Source organism: Cupriavidus sp. LA-1, from assembly GCF_055385985.1.
The window spans coordinates 224,413-240,008 of the sequence record NZ_AP031388.1 but is presented as its reverse complement, the minus strand read 5'-3'; the positions used below and the strand labels follow the sequence as shown (position 1 = coordinate 240,008).

Annotated in this window: 12 protein-coding genes; 8 read left to right on the top strand and 4 right to left on the bottom strand. The window is 68.4% G+C overall.

Translation table 11 applies throughout. From position 1 onward, the window contains the following. Positions 1-152 precede the first annotated feature (152 nt). The 6 genes from ACZ5MJ_RS20140 (at position 153) to ACZ5MJ_RS20115 (ending at position 8,504) form a co-directional block, all read left to right on the top strand. Positions 153-1,403, top strand: coding sequence for an efflux RND transporter periplasmic adaptor subunit (locus ACZ5MJ_RS20140; RefSeq protein ID WP_464225385.1), 1,251 nt, complete (start codon positions 153-155; stop codon positions 1,401-1,403). A 112-nt stretch (positions 1,404-1,515) separates the two neighbouring features. Further along, positions 1,516-4,701, top strand: coding sequence for an efflux RND transporter permease subunit (locus ACZ5MJ_RS20135; protein WP_464225384.1), 3,186 nt, complete (start codon positions 1,516-1,518; stop codon positions 4,699-4,701). Between the two features lie 11 nt (positions 4,702-4,712). After that, positions 4,713-6,245 (top strand): efflux transporter outer membrane subunit, encoded by a 1,533-nt coding sequence (locus ACZ5MJ_RS20130; RefSeq protein WP_464225383.1) that lies wholly within the window; start codon positions 4,713-4,715, stop codon positions 6,243-6,245. A gap of 134 nt (positions 6,246-6,379) precedes the next feature. Next, complete coding sequence (locus ACZ5MJ_RS20125) at positions 6,380-7,492, top strand: YbhB/YbcL family Raf kinase inhibitor-like protein (protein WP_464225382.1); 1,113 nt, start codon at positions 6,380-6,382, stop codon at positions 7,490-7,492. 23 nt (positions 7,493-7,515) lie between these two features. Continuing rightward, positions 7,516-7,947, top strand: coding sequence for a hypothetical protein (locus tag ACZ5MJ_RS20120; RefSeq protein WP_464225381.1), 432 nt, complete (start codon positions 7,516-7,518; stop codon positions 7,945-7,947). Between the two features lie 89 nt (positions 7,948-8,036). Beyond that, positions 8,037-8,504 carry a DUF2127 domain-containing protein gene (locus tag ACZ5MJ_RS20115; protein WP_464225380.1) on the top strand — a complete coding sequence of 156 codons (468 nt, stop codon included), beginning with the start codon at positions 8,037-8,039 and terminating at the stop codon, positions 8,502-8,504. Here the strand turns inward: ACZ5MJ_RS20115 and ACZ5MJ_RS20110 are convergent. Next, on the bottom strand, positions 8,456-10,276 hold the full coding sequence (locus tag ACZ5MJ_RS20110; RefSeq protein WP_464225379.1) for an ExeM/NucH family extracellular endonuclease: 1,821 nt from the start codon (positions 10,274-10,276) through the stop codon (positions 8,456-8,458). The two genes, ACZ5MJ_RS20115 and ACZ5MJ_RS20110, sit on opposite strands and share 49 nt — an antisense overlap. Positions 10,277-10,422: 146 nt before the next feature. Between ACZ5MJ_RS20110 and ACZ5MJ_RS20105 the strand changes: the two genes are divergently transcribed. After that, a complete protein-coding gene (locus ACZ5MJ_RS20105) occupies positions 10,423-10,713 on the top strand; it encodes an antibiotic biosynthesis monooxygenase family protein (RefSeq protein ID WP_464225378.1) in 291 nt (96 codons plus the stop codon). 9 nt (positions 10,714-10,722) lie between these two features. After that, positions 10,723-11,361, top strand: coding sequence for a CDP-alcohol phosphatidyltransferase family protein (locus ACZ5MJ_RS20100; protein WP_464225377.1), 639 nt, complete (start codon positions 10,723-10,725; stop codon positions 11,359-11,361). A gap of 38 nt (positions 11,362-11,399) precedes the next feature. Here the strand turns inward: ACZ5MJ_RS20100 and ACZ5MJ_RS20095 are convergent, their stop codons facing one another. The 3 genes from ACZ5MJ_RS20095 to ACZ5MJ_RS20085 all read right to left on the bottom strand — a co-directional run bounded on the left by ACZ5MJ_RS20095 (position 11,400) and on the right by ACZ5MJ_RS20085 (position 15,582). Next, positions 11,400-12,902, bottom strand: a complete 1,503-nt coding sequence (locus tag ACZ5MJ_RS20095) for a carboxylesterase family protein (RefSeq protein ID WP_464225375.1) — start codon at positions 12,900-12,902, stop codon at positions 11,400-11,402. Positions 12,903-13,064: 162 nt separating this feature from the next. Further along, positions 13,065-13,991 carry a LysR family transcriptional regulator gene (locus ACZ5MJ_RS20090; RefSeq protein WP_464225374.1) on the bottom strand — a complete coding sequence of 309 codons (927 nt, stop codon included), beginning with the start codon at positions 13,989-13,991 and terminating at the stop codon, positions 13,065-13,067. 127 nt (positions 13,992-14,118) lie between these two features. Then, a complete protein-coding gene (locus ACZ5MJ_RS20085; protein WP_464225373.1) occupies positions 14,119-15,582 on the bottom strand; it encodes an N-acyl-D-amino-acid deacylase family protein in 1,464 nt (487 codons plus the stop codon). Positions 15,583-15,596: the final 14 nt, after the last annotated feature.

Here is a 15,596-nt window from a genome sequence, read left to right as displayed (position 1 = left end):
TTCGGCCAGAGCCAGGACCGCCGCAATACACGGGTGGCCCTAAGTCCGATCATCAGTTTGGCCATGATTCCGGCCCGCCCACGCGGACCGGCAGGCGGCGTTCGGCCATTTGCTTTTCCGGTTGAAGAAAACCCGATCCAGGAGTTTGAGAAATGCAGCAGCAGAAACGACGTACCCTGATTGCCCTCGCCATCGTCATGGTGCTGGGCGCCGGCTTGGCCGGTTCGATCCTGCGCCCTTGGCACAGCGGCGAAGCCCACGCCAACACGCCGCCGCCCGCACCGGCGATCGAGGTTGCCGCGGTGGTGGGCCAGACCATCACCGAGTGGGATGAATTCTCCGGCAGGCTCGAAGCCGTCGACCGGGTCGAGATACGCCCGCGCGTCGGCGGCACCATCGACGCCGTGCACTTCCGCGAAGGCGCGCTGGTGAAGAAGGGCGACCCGCTCTTCACCATCGACCCGCGTCCCTATGCCGCGGAAGTAGCCCGCGCCGAAGCGGACCTGGCCGCGGCGCAGGTGCGTGCCGCCCACGCCCAGAGCGAGCAGGCTCGCGCCCAGCGGCTGCTGGACGACAACGCGATCTCGCGGCGCGAGTTCGACGAGCGCATCCATACCGCCCGCGAAACCAGTGCCAACGTGCGCGGCGCCCAGGCGCAGCTGGAAACCGCGCGCCTGAACCTGGCCTACACCCGCATCACCGCGCCGGTGACCGGGCGCGTGTCGCGCGCCGAGATCACCGTCGGCAACCTGGTGGCGCCGGGCGCGACCTCGCCGGCGCTGACCACGGTGGTGTCGGTGTCGCCGGTCTATGCCAGCTTCGAGATCGACGAGCAGAGCTACCTGCGCTATACCGCGCCGGGCGCCGGAGGCGGCCAGGCCAACCTGCCGGTCTACCTGGGCCTGGCCAACGAGGAAGGCAATCCGCATGAAGGCAAGATCCAGTCGGTCGACAACCGCCTGGACCCGCGCAGCGGAACCATCCGCGTGCGGGCGGTGTTCCAGAACGAAGACGGGCGCCTGTTGCCGGGCCTGTACGCCAAGGTCAAGCTGGGCGGCGGCGCGCCGCACGCGGCGGTGCTGGTCAATGACCGCGCCGTCGGCACCGACCAGGGCAAGAAGTTCGTGCTGGTGCTCGACAACGCCAACAAGCTGGTCTACCGCGAAGTGGAACTGGGGCCCAATCATGACGGCCTGCGTGTCATCCGCAAGGGCCTGAAGCCGGGCGAGAACATTGTCGTCAACGGCCTGCAGCGTGTGCGCCCGGGCGACACGGTCCAGCCCAAGCCGGTGGCCATGGCCTTCCGCAGCGAGCTGGAGCCGCGCGCCATCGCGCCCGACCGCAAGCAGGCCGCCAGCGAGAAGACCACGGCCGAAGGCGGCGACGGCAAGCCCGTAAGCTGATCCCCGGACAGCACAACCAGCCAGACAACTTCAGCGCTCCCCTTGATGTGAATGGCGCCCGCTACGGCGGGCCGCCAGGGGACACGCTACGCCAACGCAGGCGGAGACCAAGATGAATCTCTCTAAATTCTTTATCGACCGGCCCATCTTCGCGGGGGTGCTGTCGGTGCTGATCTTCCTGATCGGCGCCATATCGATGTTCAAGCTGCCGATCTCGGAGTACCCGGAAGTGGTGCCGCCATCGGTGGTGGTGCGCGCGCAGTTTCCGGGCGCCAACCCCAAGGTGATTGCCGAGACGGTAGCCTCGCCGCTGGAAGAGCAGATCAACGGCGTCGAGAACATGCTGTACATGTCTTCGCAGGCCAACAGCGACGGCCTGCTCACGCTGACCGTGACCTTCAAGCTGGGCACCGACCCGGACAAGGCCCAGCAGCTGGTGCAGAACCGCGTCGCGCAAGCCGAGCCGCGCCTGCCGGAAGACGTGCGCCGCCTGGGCATCACCACGGTCAAGAGCTCGCCGGACCTGACCATGGTGGTCCACCTGGTCTCGCCCAACGACCGCTATGACATGACCTACCTGCGCAACTACGCGGTGATCAACGTCAAGGACCGCCTGGCGCGCCTGCAGGGCGTGGGCCAGGTGCAGCTGTTCGGCTCGGGCGACTACGCCATGCGCGTGTGGCTCAACCCCGACAAGATGGCCGAACGCCAGCTTGCCACCAGCGACGTGATCAAGGCCATCCGCGAGCAGAACGTGCAGGTGGCGGCCGGCGTGATCGGCCAGTCGCCGGCGCTGCCGGGTGCTGATCTGCAGCTGTCGGTCAATGCGCAGGGCCGCCTGAGCACCGTGGAAGAATTCGGCGATATCGTCGTGCGCACTTCCGCCGACGGTGTCGTCACCTACCTGAAGGACGTTGCCCGCATCGAGCTGGGCGCGTCGGAATACGCGCTGCGCTCGCTGCTGGACAACAAGCCGGCGGTGGCCATCCCCATCTTCCAGGCGCCGGGCTCCAACGCCATCCAGATCTCGGATGACGTGCGCAAGACCATGGAAGAGCTCAAGCAGAACTTCCCGGACGGCATCGACTACAGCATCGTCTATGACCCCACGCAGTTCGTGCGCCACTCGATCGAGGCGGTGACGCATACGCTGTTCGAGGCCATCGCGCTGGTGGTGCTGGTGGTGATCCTGTTCCTGCAGACCTGGCGCGCGTCGATCATCCCGCTGCTGGCGGTGCCGGTGTCGATCGTCGGTACCTTCGGGCTGATGCATGTGTTCGGCTTCTCGATCAACGCGCTGTCGCTGTTCGGGCTGGTGCTGGCGATCGGTATCGTGGTCGATGACGCGATCGTGGTGGTGGAAAACGTCGAGCGCAATATCGAGGAGGGGCTGTCACCGAAGGAGGCGACCTACAAGGCCATGCGCGAAGTCAGCGGCCCGATCATCGCCATCGCGCTGACCCTGATCGCCGTGTTTGTGCCGCTGGCCTTCATGACCGGCCTGACCGGGCAGTTCTACAAGCAGTTTGCGCTGACGATCTCGATCTCGACCATCATCTCGGCGTTCAACTCGCTGACGCTGTCGCCGGCGCTGTCGGCCCTGCTGCTGCGCGGCCATGATGCGCCCAAGGACTGGCTGTCGCGCTGGATGGACCGCGTGCTCGGCGGTTTCTTCAAGCGCTTCAACCGCTTCTTCGGCCGCAGCGCCGAGACCTATGGCCGCGGCGTGAAGGGTGTGATCCGCCGCAAGGGCTCGGTATTCGGGGTCTACGCGGTGATGCTGGTGCTGACCTGGGGCGTGTTCCAGATGGTGCCCAAGGGCTTCGTGCCGGCGCAGGACAAGCAGTACCTGGTGGGCTTTGCCAAGCTGCCCGACGGCGCCACGCTTGACCGTACCGAGGACGTGATCCGCAAGATGAGCGATATTGCGCTCAAGCATCCGGGCGTGGAATCCGCGGTGGCCTTCCCGGGCCTGTCGATCAACGGCTTCACCAACAGCCCGAGCGCCGGCATCGTGTTCGCCACGCTCAAGCCGTTCGAGGAGCGCAAGACCAAGGAACTGTCCGGTGCGGCGATTGCGGCCGACCTGAACCAGAAGTACGCGGCCATCCAGGATGCCTTTATCGCGGTGTTCCCGCCGCCGCCCGTGCAGGGCCTGGGTACTATCGGCGGCTTCAAGCTGATGATCGAGGACCGTGCCGCGCTGGGCTATGACGCGCTGTTCGAGGCCACCAACGCGTTTGCCAACAAGGCGCGCGCCACGCCCGAGCTGACCGGCATCTTCAGCAACTACCAGGTCAACGTGCCGCAGCTCGACGTCAAGCTGGACCGCGTCAAGGCCAAACAGCTGGGCGTGCCGGTGACAGAAGTGTTCGACACGCTGCAGACCTACCTGGGCTCGGCCTATGTCAACGACTTCAACAAGTTCGGCCGGACCTACCAGGTCAAGGTGCAGGCAGACGCGCAGTTCCGCGCCCATGCCGAGGACATCCTGCAGCTGAAGACGCGCAACGCCGCCGGCGACATGGTGCCGCTGTCGTCGCTGGTGCAGGTCAAGCAAGGCTTTGGTCCCGACAGCGTGGTGCGCTACAACGGCTTTACCGCCGCCGACATGAACGGCGGGCCCGCGCCCGGCTTCTCGTCGGGCCAGGCCCAGGCCGCAGCCGAGCGCATTGCCGCCGAAACCCTGCCCAAGGGCATGAAGTTCGAATGGACCGAGCTGACCTACCAGGACATCCTGGCCGGCAATGCGGGTGTGTGGATCTTCCCGCTGTGCGTGCTGCTGGTGTTCCTGGTGCTGGCGGCCCAGTATGAAAGCCTGACGCTGCCGCTGGCCGTGATCCTGATCGTGCCGATGAGCCTGCTGGCGGCGATGACCGGGGTGTGGCTGACGCGTGGCGACAACAACATCTTCACCCAGATCGGTTTCATCGTGCTGGTCGGGTTGTCAGCGAAGAACGCGATCCTGATCGTCGAGTTTGCGCGCGAGCTGGAGCATCACGGCCGCACCGTGGTGCAGGCCGCGATCGAAGCCAGCCGCCTGCGCCTGCGCCCGATCCTGATGACCTCGTTCGCGTTCATCATGGGCGTGGTGCCGCTGGTGATCTCCACCGGCGCCGGCGCCGAGATGCGCCATGCCATGGGCGTGGCGGTGTTCGCGGGCATGCTCGGCGTGACCTTCTTCGGGCTGTTCCTGACGCCCGTGTTCTATGTGGCGCTGCGCCTGCTGGCCACGCGTGGCCAGCGCCGCGCGGCTACGCAGGAGCAAAGCGCGCAACTGACGGCATCGGCTGAATAATGGTGATGAACATGAATGCCCCTGCATTTTCGACAACATATTGGTTGCCTAAACTGGCGACACTGGCTGCAGCACTAGTCCTGGCGGGCTGCTCGCTGGCCCCGACCTACAAGGTGCCGGAAACCGCCACCGTGCCGGCCTTCAAGGAAGCCGAGGCGGCCCAGGCCGAAGGCGCGCAATGGAAGACCGCGACGCCGGCCGAAGGCCAGCCTCGCGGCGACTGGTGGAAGATCTTCGGCGATGCCGATCTGGACCGCCTGATTGACGCCGCGGGATCCTCCAACCAGGACCTGGCAGTCGCGGCGGCCCGCCTGAAGCAGGCGCGTGCCTTCACGGGCGCGACTGAGGCGGACCTCTATCCGCAGCTGAGCGTGGGGCTGGACCCAACGCGCAGCCAGCCGTCGGCGGCCTCGCAGGGCCTGCCCGACGGCACGCGGGTTGCGCCGCAGACCGTGCTGAAGGCGCGCGCCTTCGCCAGCTATGAGCTGGACCTGTTCGGCCGCGTCGCATCCAGCGTCAATGCCGCGCGGGCTGACGGCGAGGCGGCGGAAGACCTGTACCGCTCAGTGCAGCTGGCGCTGCAGGCCGACGTGGCGCAGGCGTACTTCGCGCTGCGCACGCTGGACAGCGAGCGCGACCTGCTCAACGCCACCATCAAGCTGCGCGAGGATGCGCTGGCGCTGCTGAAGAAGCGCTATGACGCCGGTGAAACCACCGACCTCGATCCGGCCCGTGCCGAAGCCGAACTCGGCACCGCGCGCGCCGACCTGGCCGGCATCGAGCGCCGCCGCGCCAGCCAGGAGCATGCGCTGGCGGTGCTGACCGGCGTGCCGCCGGCGGCGTTCTCGCTGGCGGCGCGCCCGCTGGACGCCGCGCCGATCGCGGTCCCGGCGGGGCTGCCGTCCGAGCTGCTGGAGCGCCGCCCCGACATCGCCGCGGCGGAACGCCAGATGGCCGCGGCCAACGCCCGCATTGGCGTGGCCAAGGCGGCGTTCTACCCGCGCATCACGCTGAGCGGGCTGTTCGGCTTTGAGTCGGCGGATCTGTCGAACCTGTTCAAGTGGTCGTCGCGCACCTGGGCGCTGGGACCGCTGATCGGCTCCACCATCGCACAGACGGTGTTCGACGGCGGCCGCAACCGCGCCAACCTTGCCGGCGCCCGCGCCGCGCATGAGGAAACCGTGGCCAACTACCGCCAGACCGTGCTGGTGGCCTTCCGCGAGGTGGAAGACAGCCTGGCGGACGTGCGCTGGCTCAGCCAGCAGGCCAGCGCGCTGGACAGCGCACTCGGCGGCGCCCGGCGCGCCGCGCGGATCTCGCGCAGCCGCTATGACGCCGGCGCGGTCGATTACCTGACGGTGATCGATGCCGACCGCACCGTGCTGCAGTCGCAGCGCGACGCCAACCAGGTGGCCGGCCTGCGCGCGGCCGCAACGGTGTCGCTGGTGCGCCGGCTGGGCGGTGGCTGGGGCCCGTTGCCGGAAGCGGTGGCGGCCGTGCCGGTGCCGCCAGCCGATGGCGCGCCGGCTGCACAGGCGCGTTAAGCGGCGCGAATGAAGCGCGGGCGGGACTGAAGCGGGCGGGACTGGCGCGATGCTTCCCAGTCACTACACTGGAAGCATCGCGCCACGCGTACGGGATGCACGGGGGCGCCCCGCATGCGTCCCGTCCCGCCGCCATGCTTGTTCGACACAGGAAGCCGTTCTGGGGACTGCTCTTCGCCGCCATCACGGTGGGGATGCTGCTGGCGCCGCTGCCATGGTCCGACCGCACCGCCATCCATGACGAGGTGGTGATTGCGCGCCCGCCGGCCCAGGTCTTCGACTACGTGTCCACGCCGCTGCACTGGCCCAAATGGCATCCGGCCTCGCTCGGGGTGGCGGGAGCGACTGATCATCCGCTGGGACAGGGCGAACGCGTGACCGAGACCTTCATGGTCGCGCCGCGCGGTGGGGCGGTGGTCTGGACCGTCATCGAAAGCCAGCGTCCGCGCACGTGGTCGATCGAAGGCGTGGCCGAAGGGCGCCGGGTCGGCACCATCACTTACCGGCTGACGCCCGCCATGACGCCGTCGCTGCCCCCCGCCGCCGAACGTACGCGCATTGAGCGGGAGTTCCGCTACCGGTCGCCTACGCTGCTCTTTGCGCTGATCAACCGCCTGATGCTGCGCGCGCAAGTCCAGGCCGAATCCACCGAAGCCGTGCGCCGGCTCAAGGCGCTGCTGGAGGCGCCTGCCGCCGCCATTGCCTTGCGTGGCGGGGCGATCCGGCCTAAGTTGGAGCCATCCCACAGTGCGTCCAGCGAGGCCCGTATGCCGTTCCAGCTGCAATCGACCGCATTCGCCCCGGGTGGCGAGATCCCCGCGGAGCACACCTGCGAAGGCGCCGATATCTCCCCGCCGCTTGCCTGGACCGGACTGCCGCCCGGCACCGCCAGCCTCGCGCTGATCGTCGACGATCCCGACGCGCCGGACCCCGCCGCGCCCAGAATGACCTGGGTCCACTGGCTGCTCTACAACCTGCCGGCCCATGCGGAGGCCCTGCCGGCGGACATCGCCAAGGCCGGGCTGCCCGCCGGCACGCGTGGCGGGCTGAACGACTGGCACCGCACCGGCTATGGCGGCCCATGCCCGCCGATCGGCAGGCATCGCTACTTCTTCAAGCTGTATGCGCTGGACGTGGCGCTGCCGGACCTCGGCAAGCCCGACAAGGCGGCGCTGGAGCGGGCGATGAAGGGACACGTGCTGGCCAACGCGGAACTGGTCGGCACTTACCAGAAGCTGCAGCGGTAGGCGGGGCTGCCGGAGGTCACGACATGTCGCACCGTATGCCGCGCATCGATGCCGGCGGGCTGTCATGGCGGCTGGCGGCGGCCGCGGCCCTGTTGCTGCTGGCCTGGGCCGGCCCGCTGCGCGCCCAGCCCCATGAGTCCGGGCCGATCACCGTCGGTGGTTCGGCGCAGGTGCAGGGGCCGCTGACCGTGCATGGCAAGCTGGTTGTCGCCGGCAACGTCTTTGCCAGCGGCCCGCTCACCGCGGCGTACTTCACCGGACCAGCCAAAGCGCGGGGGTTGCCATATGGCAGTGGCTATCTCAAGGTCTTCAATGGCCCGGTGACGGTGCATGGCGACATGGTGGTCCAGGGCGACCTGACCGTGGCCGGACCGCTGACCGTCGACGGTCCCATCGCCGCCAGCGGCGGCATCGATGCCGACGGCCCGATGCGCGAGCGCGAGTACGGCCGCTGAAGCCAGGCCTGAGGCTCAGCTGAGGCCCTTTTCCCGCCTGTGCGGCACAATACCGGCTTTGCAATTCTTGCATCGACCGGAGACACCGCATGGCAAAGCAGGGCGCACTGGGCCTGAAAGGGATCGCACTGTTCGAGGCCGCCAAGGGGCTGCTGGTGATCGTTGCCGGCCTGGGCCTGGCAGCGCTGCTGCACCGCGACGCGCAGGCGCTGGCGGAGGCCATCATCCAGCGCCTGCACGTCAATCCGGCCAGCCACTATCCCACCATCTTCCTGTCGCTGCTCCAGCATCCGGGCAACGGGCGCCTGTGGGCCGTCGGCGGTTCGGCGGCGGTCTATGCGCTGATGCGCTTTGCCGAAGCGTACGGGCTGTGGCGCGGCCTGGCATGGGGCAACTGGATCGGCGTGTGGTCCGGCGGGATCTATATCCCGCTGGAACTGTACGAGGCCTTTGTCCACCCCAGCTGGCTCCATGGCGGGCTGGCGGCGGCCAATCTGCTGGTGGTGCTTTACCTCGCGCGCGGGCTGGTGGCGAAGTCGACCACCAACGGATCATGATCTGAAGAACGATAGGGGCCGGGCGCATAGTAGGCCGCCGCGGCCGGCGCGCCCGGTGCCGGGGCGTAGGAGAAGGCCCCGGGCTCGTCGGCATTGATATGCCACGCATGGACGGCCACCACATGCCGGGCCGCGGCGGCATCGGCAAGAACGTGGTCGAGATACCCGGCCTGGCCGTTGTAGACGTAGCTGTAGGCCTGCCGTCCGGCAAACTGCGCGAGCATGTCGGCATAGCCGCGGCGCGCCAGCAAGCGCAAGGGGTCTTCCATCGCGTAGCTGTTCAGGTCGCCGATCACCAGTACGCCTGCGCCGGATACGCCCGTCGGCGTGGCGCCCAGCCATCCGGCCAGGACCTCGGCCGCCTGCACGCGCGCGGGATTCCAGCAACCCTGGCCATCGCCCTGATCGGCCTGTGCGCCGGCGGCCTCTGTACAGTTCTTGGACTTGAAATGGTTCACCACGACCGTGACCGGGGTACCGCCGGCCGTTGCGCGGAAGGTGCCGGCCAGCGGCTGGCGGCTGCGCTCGCCCAGCCATGTGGTGGCCGCGCGGCCGGCGGGTACGGCGGTGCTGGCGTTGTACAGCAGCCCGACCGCGATGGCATCCTTGCCAAGGGCCGGCGTGCCGGGATCCAGCACGCGCCAGTCTGGCCCCAGCCCTGCGGCCAGCTGGCGGATCGCGCTGGACTGGCCGTAGCCGTTGTTTTGCACCTCCATCACGCCGATCACGTCGGCGTCCAGCCCACGCAGCGCTGCGACCAGCTTGGCTTGCTGGCGCGCCAGCGCTTCAGCGTTCCGCGCGCCGCGGTTGCCGGGAGCCCCGAAGCCGCCGCCCTGGCCGTCGCCATTGAAGTAGTTCTGCAGGTTGAAGGCGGCCACGCGCAGCGCGGTGGCCGGATGGCGCGGCGGCGCACCGCGGCGCGGGTTGGCGGCCTGGAACACCGGCGCACTCGCACCGGGCACCGGCTGCAGGCGCCACTGCCCGTGGCGCTTTTCCAGCACCCCTTGCAGGCCGGTGACCGTATCGCCGGCACGTACCGGATTGTCCGCAGCCAGCTGCGGGGACGGGTAGGGCACTACGGCCGGATACTGGCGCGTGGAGCCATCATCGAGCAGCAGCTGGTTGCGCGCATTGGCGGCGGCCGCTTGCAGCGCGGCTGTGCCGGGCATGGCCATTTGCGTGGGCGCGACCGGGCGGCCTTCGCTCAGCGTCAGCGTGCCATAGCGGCCCAGTTCGTGCGTATCGGCGACCGTCAGCGTCTGCGGCAGGCGCAGCAACATGCCTTCACGCGCGGCCAGGTCGGATTCGCCGGCGACCGGCAAGGTCAACGTCTGCGGCGTCACCGTCAAGCCGCCCGCGCAGACCGCGGGCACGCCTGACAGGACCAGCTGCGTTTGCCCGAACTTCTCTTCGACCCTTCCGGACACGCGCACCATGTCGCCGGCGCGTGCCGTGGTGCGCGGCGCATAGACGAACAGGCCTTCGGAGACGCCGGGCCGGTGCAGGCGCTGCGTGTCCGCGGTCTGCAGGAAGAAGCCGCGCAGCCCGCCGTCGCCGCTGAAATCCGCGGTGACGATCGCCTCTATCTCCACCACGCGGCCCGCGAGTGGCGACGCCCCGGCGTTGCCCTGGATCTCGGCGATCGGGGTCGCGGGCGTGCCGCATGGCTGCGATGACGCACGCGCGCCCGGCAGGGCGCCTGCCAGGCAGGTCAGGGCAAGGGTTGCCAATATGGTACGGGCAGGGTGGTGCTTAGGCAGGGGCAATCGCATGGCGTGATCGGCGTGTCATGGCAGGGTGGACGATGCTAACCGCCGCGTGTAACGGAATGCTTGCAGCAGGCATGGGGCGCCGCGATCGTGCTAAGGTAGCAGACACCCGCCGGTGCGCCGGCATCTACTCCACTGGTAAAACCGCCATGATCAAGGAAATCGCACAAATCACCATCAAGCCCGGCATGGACAAGCAGTTCGAGCAGGGTGTGAGCCAGGCCACGCCGCTGTTCGTGCGCTCGCGCGGCTGCCACGGCGTGCAGCTGTTCCGCTCGATCGAGCAGCCGGAACACTACACGCTGGTGGTCGAATGGGAGACCGTGGAAGACCATATGGTCCATTTCCGCGAATCGGCCGAGTTCCAGCAATGGCGCTCGCTGGTTGGCGAGACCTTTGCCGCGCCGCCGAACGTGCATCACGTGGCCAAGGTTCTGTAAGCACGCGCCATGAGCACCCGGCCGGAACGTCCCCGCCATTTCTCGATGCTGCGCGAGCTGCAGCTGGCCGACGTCTTCACGCTGGGCAACGCGGCCTGCGGCATGGGGTCGGTGTTCTTCGCCATGTTCTTCGTGGGCGACCGGCAGCTGGCGCATTTCTTCACGGCGGCGGCGCTGGCGCCGCTGGCCTTTATCTTCGATGTGCTCGACGGCCGCATCGCGCGCTGGCGCCATGCGCATTCCGCGCTGGGCCGCGAGCTGGATTCGCTCGCCGACGTGATCTCGTTTGGCGTCGGGCCGGCCACGCTGGCCTTTGCCGCCGGCATGCGCGGCGGCTGGGACCTGGCCGTGCTGATCTACTTTGTCTGCTGCGGCGTGAGCCGGCTGGCGCGCTTCAACGTCACCGCCGAATCGCTGGCGGCGGACAGCGACAGTGGCAAGGTGGCGTACTTCGAAGGCACGCCGATCCCGACCAGCGTGCTGCTGACCGCGGTGCTGGCATGGTGTGCCTGGCAGGGCCAGCTGGACGGCGAGCTGCCGGGCGGCGCATGGGTGCTGGGCCCCGCGGTGCTGCATCCGCTGACGCTGCTGTTCGCATTGTCGGGCACGCTGATGGTCAGCAAGACGCTGCGTATTCCGAAGTTCTGACCGGCCGGTGCCGCGCGCGCCGGCTCGGCGCGGCGACATCAGGCGGGCGTAGCGCCGGATCCCGGCGACAGCGGCTGCCAGGGCTGCATGGTCAGGCCGTCCTCGCGGAACTCCGCGAGTTGCGGCGCCGCCGCCACGAACGCCGGCCATGACTGGACGGGCCCTGGCTTGCCATCGTGGACGAACCCGGCAATGGCGTTCCGGAACGCGGCGCCAACGCGTTCGAACACCGGCTCCGGTACTTCCATGACCATCGGCGCGTCGGCCCACGCCGGCCGGTTGCCGAACAGGAATGGCAGCTCCATGCAATGCGGGCTCATCAGGCCGGGAACCTGGCTCTGTACTGCAAAGCGATATGGGAACACCGGTATGCCGCGGGCGCTGAAGGCACCGGCGATCTGCTCCGTGCCGGCCACGAAGACTTGGTAGCTGCTGCCGTCGATCAGTTGCGTGTAGGGAGTCGGGGGCGTGGGGATGGCACGTGCCGCGGCGAGCCGGTCATAAATGTGCCCGGCCTGTGCACCGAAGGTACGGTCGAACCAGTCCCGGACCCTGGCTTCGCTGGCGCCGGCCACCATCGGCTGCGCGTACAGGAACGCCGTGTTTTCCTCGGCCGTGAAGCCGAGCAGCGTCGCGTCGACATGCGCGGCTGCGGCCGCACGCGGCATATCGAACAGCCAGCCGGGCACCAGGCCCTCTTCCTCCACCGGGCGGAAGCCAACCGCAATCTCCCCGAAACCTGCGAGTGCGCGCATCTGTTCGGCCTGAGCCGCCAACACCGCGGCAACCGGCATCGATTCAAACGGGACGCCGTTGGCGTGCGCCTGGAACGCCGCGCTGGTGGCACGGGCCTCCTGGGGTGTCTGCGGCGGCACGGCCGGCAGGCTGAGGAGCAGGTTTCGGCGCAGCAGGCCGCGCGCGGCGGGGCTGATGCCTAGCAGCCACGCATACCACGCGCCGGCAGACTGGCCGCCGACCGTCACCGCAGCGGGATCGCCGCCAAACTCCCGAATATGACGCTGCACCCACGCCAGGGCGTGGAGCAGGTCGCGCACCGGCCGGTTGCCGCTGGCCGTGTCGTCGCCGTCCACGTAGTGCCCAAGCGCGCCAAGACGATAGTTGACGCTGACCACCACCATGCGGCCCTCGCGCGCCAGCCGTTCGCCGTCATACCAGGCTGCCGAGCCGCCGCCAGACATGAAGCCGCCGCCGTGGATGAACACGAACACCGGCATTGACTCCGCCTCCGCACTTGCCCAGACATTGAGGACGAAGGCATCCTCGGATTGCGCATTGGCGTCGATGCCGTCGCCCATCACCACGGCCAGCCGCGACCTGGCCTGCGGGAACACCGCAGCCAACCCTGTCGCATCCCGTTCACCCGCCCAGGGCGTGGGTGCCCTGAGCTCTGACAAGCGGCTCGACGGGTCGATGCGCTCGCCATAGGGAAGCCCCCGGAAAATGGCTACGCCATCGCGGACTTCGCCGCGGGCCAGGCCGCCGCTTAGCGATACGACAGCTGTCTTTTCGTTCCATGTCATCAATTCAAGCTCCTGAGGCACCACAGTGAACCGATAGTAGTGTCAGGAGGCGGGCTTAAGGCATGACAGTTCCGAGCATTGCCATGCCATGTACGCATGACCCGCCGACAGGGCGCGGCGCGTCCCGCGGCCGGTGATGGCGCGGATCGGGCAGGCCGGGGATCAGCCGCCGTGTGCCGCGTCGACAGCGTGCCGCAGCGCGACGATAAAGGCGCGGGCGGCGCGCGTGCTGCTGCGGTCGCGGCGCCAGATCGCCGCCATGGGGCCGGGATTCAGGGCGAAGCGCGCGGGTAGTACCACGACTTCTCCAAGCGATGCCAGGTGGCGTGCGGTGCTGCTCGCGAGGTGCCAGAGAAACCCGCCGGACAAGACCAGCTCGCGGCCAAGCTCGAGCGACAGGGCGCCCAGGATCTCGGGTGGTTCCAGCTCGGCTTCGCGAATTTCGGCATCGATCATTTCGCGCATGATGCTGCCAGGCGGCGCGGAAACCCATGGGTAGCGCACGCAATCGGCCATGGTCACGTCCGCCAGCCGTGTCAGCGGATGGTCCGGTGCACAGGCCAGCGCCACGCCATCCTCGCCCAGTTCCACGGTGCGATAGGTCTGACCGTTCAGTGAGCGCGGACTGCGGCTGACCAGCAGGTCGATGGCGCCGGTGTCGAGCCGCTCGATCAGGGATTCGTGCCTGCCGACTTCTACCGTGATCCGCACGCCGGGGCTGGATTTGCGAAAGGCCAGGATCGCTTCGGCCACCGGCCAGCGGGTGAACATCGAGAAACACCCGATCACCAGCGTCCCGGCACCGCCGCCGGCGACTGCGGCCAGGTCTGCCTCGGCCTTGTGCATGTCGCTGAGCAGGAGCGCTGCGTAGCGGCACATCACGGCTCCCAGCGCGGTACTGACCATGCCTTTGGCGGAGCGTTCGAACAGCTTGCCGCCGACGATGTCTTCCACCTCCGCCACGGCGCGCGACAGTCCGGATTGCGTCATGTGCAGCTGCTCGGCTGCCTTGGACAGGTTGCCAAGGTCCGCCACGGACAGGATGACCTCCAGGTGTCTCGGGCGCAATTTGCCTTTGAATGGCGTCATGGCGGAATCGGGTGGTGGCAAGGGGGGCGGGTGGCTGGACAACAGCCGCGGCGCGCCAGCATGGTAACCCAACCGCGCAGGCCGGCCCTGCCAGTTTCGCAGCCGACCCCGCCAGGTGACCGCGGCGCTATGCCGGCCGCGTGATGACCTGCCCGTTGCGCGCCCCGCAGTGTGCGCCGTGCTGCCAGGTGATGGCGCCGTTGACGATCACGGTATCGATGCCTTCGGCCGGCCGGGTGGGGGTCTCGTAATTGGCGGCATCGCGCACGTTGGCGGCATCGAAGACGACAATGTCGGCATGGTGGCCGACCGCGAGCGTGCCGCGCCGGTGCAGGCCGAAATTGCGCGCCGTCAGCCCGGTCATCTTCCAGACCGCCGTCTCCAGCGGGAACAGGCCGACCTCGCGGCAGTAGTGCCCCAGTACGCGCGGGAAGGTGCCCCACAGGCGCGGATGCGGGCTGGCGCCGACAGGGATGCCGTCGGAGCCGATCATGGTTTCGTCGAAGGCAAGGATGCGCTGGACGTCGTCCTCGTCCATCTGGAAGTAGATCGCGGTGCCCGGCTGCAGGCGCTGCGCGGCTTCGTCCTTGGGCACGCCCCATTCCCTGGCGATGTCGTCGAGATCGCGGCCCGCGCATTCGGGGTACGGCTCGCTGGCGGCGATCAGCACCCGGCCGTCGAGCATGCCGCGGTCGGTGCGGATCATGGTGGAGCCGGCCGTGTACGGGTAGCAGTCGAGCGACACGCACTGGTGCTTCATGGCCTCGCGGATATAGGGTAGTGTTACCTGGCTTTTGCCAAAGTTGGCCTGCCTCTGCACCTTGTGGTGCGACACCACCACCGGCACGCCGAGCTCGCGGCCGATGCGGAAGGTCTCGTCGAGCGAGGCCATGACGTGGTCGGACTCGTCGCGCATATGCGTGACGTAGAGCGCCTTGCGGTCACTGAGCGGCCGGCAGACTTCGATGATCTCCTCGGTCGTCGCCATGGCGGCGGGCGGGTAGAAGGTGCCGGTAGACAGCCCGATCGCACCGGCTTGCATGGCCTCCTCGACCAGCGCCTGCATGGCGGCGATCTCTCCGGCTTTGGCCGGCCGGTCCAGCGCCGCCATGGTGACCGCGCGCAGTGTCGAATGCCCGACCATGGCGGCCACGTTGACCGAGCTCGGCGTGGCGCGCAGCGCGTCGAGGTAGGCCGCGAAGGTGGTGAAGCGGCCGTGCGCCGGTGTGTCGATCAGGTTCAGCGGCATCGGCAGGTCCATGTCGGCTCGCAGCGGTGCGGCGCTGATGCCGCAGTTGCCGGCGATCACGGTGGTGACGCCCTGCGAGATCTTGAACGGCATGGCCGGTTGCGACAGCACCGCCTGGTCATCATGCGTGTGCGCGTCGATAAAGCCAGGGGCGACGATCAGGCCCGTTGCCTCCAGCACCAGGTCGGCCGTGTGCCCGGTGAGGTCGCCGATCGCGGCGATGCAGCCGTCGCGCACGCCGATATCAGCGCTGAAACGGGGTGCCTTGCTGCCGTCGATCACGGTGCCGCCGGCGATCAGCAGGTCATAGTGCGTGGCGTGTGCGGAGGTGGGGTCGGACATGGGATCTCTTTCGC

Excerpts from the sequence above, each read along its gene's own strand:
- ACZ5MJ_RS20140 (WP_464225385.1), top strand. The coding sequence starts at position 153 with ATGCAGCAGCAGAAACGACGTACCCTGATTGCCCTCGCCATCGTCATG.
- ACZ5MJ_RS20135 (WP_464225384.1), top strand. The coding sequence starts at position 1,516 with ATGAATCTCTCTAAATTCTTTATCGACCGGCCCATCTTCGCGGGGGTG.
- ACZ5MJ_RS20130 (WP_464225383.1), top strand. The coding sequence starts at position 4,713 with ATGAATGCCCCTGCATTTTCGACAACATATTGGTTGCCTAAACTGGCG.
- ACZ5MJ_RS20125 (WP_464225382.1), top strand. The coding sequence starts at position 6,380 with ATGCTTGTTCGACACAGGAAGCCGTTCTGGGGACTGCTCTTCGCCGCC.
- ACZ5MJ_RS20120 (WP_464225381.1), top strand. The coding sequence starts at position 7,516 with ATGTCGCACCGTATGCCGCGCATCGATGCCGGCGGGCTGTCATGGCGG.
- ACZ5MJ_RS20115 (WP_464225380.1), top strand. The coding sequence starts at position 8,037 with ATGGCAAAGCAGGGCGCACTGGGCCTGAAAGGGATCGCACTGTTCGAG.
- ACZ5MJ_RS20110 (WP_464225379.1), bottom strand. The coding sequence starts at position 10,276 with ATGCGATTGCCCCTGCCTAAGCACCACCCTGCCCGTACCATATTGGCA.
- ACZ5MJ_RS20105 (WP_464225378.1), top strand. The coding sequence starts at position 10,423 with ATGATCAAGGAAATCGCACAAATCACCATCAAGCCCGGCATGGACAAG.
- ACZ5MJ_RS20100 (WP_464225377.1), top strand. The coding sequence starts at position 10,723 with ATGAGCACCCGGCCGGAACGTCCCCGCCATTTCTCGATGCTGCGCGAG.
- ACZ5MJ_RS20095 (WP_464225375.1), bottom strand. The coding sequence starts at position 12,902 with ATGACATGGAACGAAAAGACAGCTGTCGTATCGCTAAGCGGCGGCCTG.
- ACZ5MJ_RS20090 (WP_464225374.1), bottom strand. The coding sequence starts at position 13,991 with ATGACGCCATTCAAAGGCAAATTGCGCCCGAGACACCTGGAGGTCATC.
- ACZ5MJ_RS20085 (WP_464225373.1), bottom strand. The coding sequence starts at position 15,582 with ATGTCCGACCCCACCTCCGCACACGCCACGCACTATGACCTGCTGATC.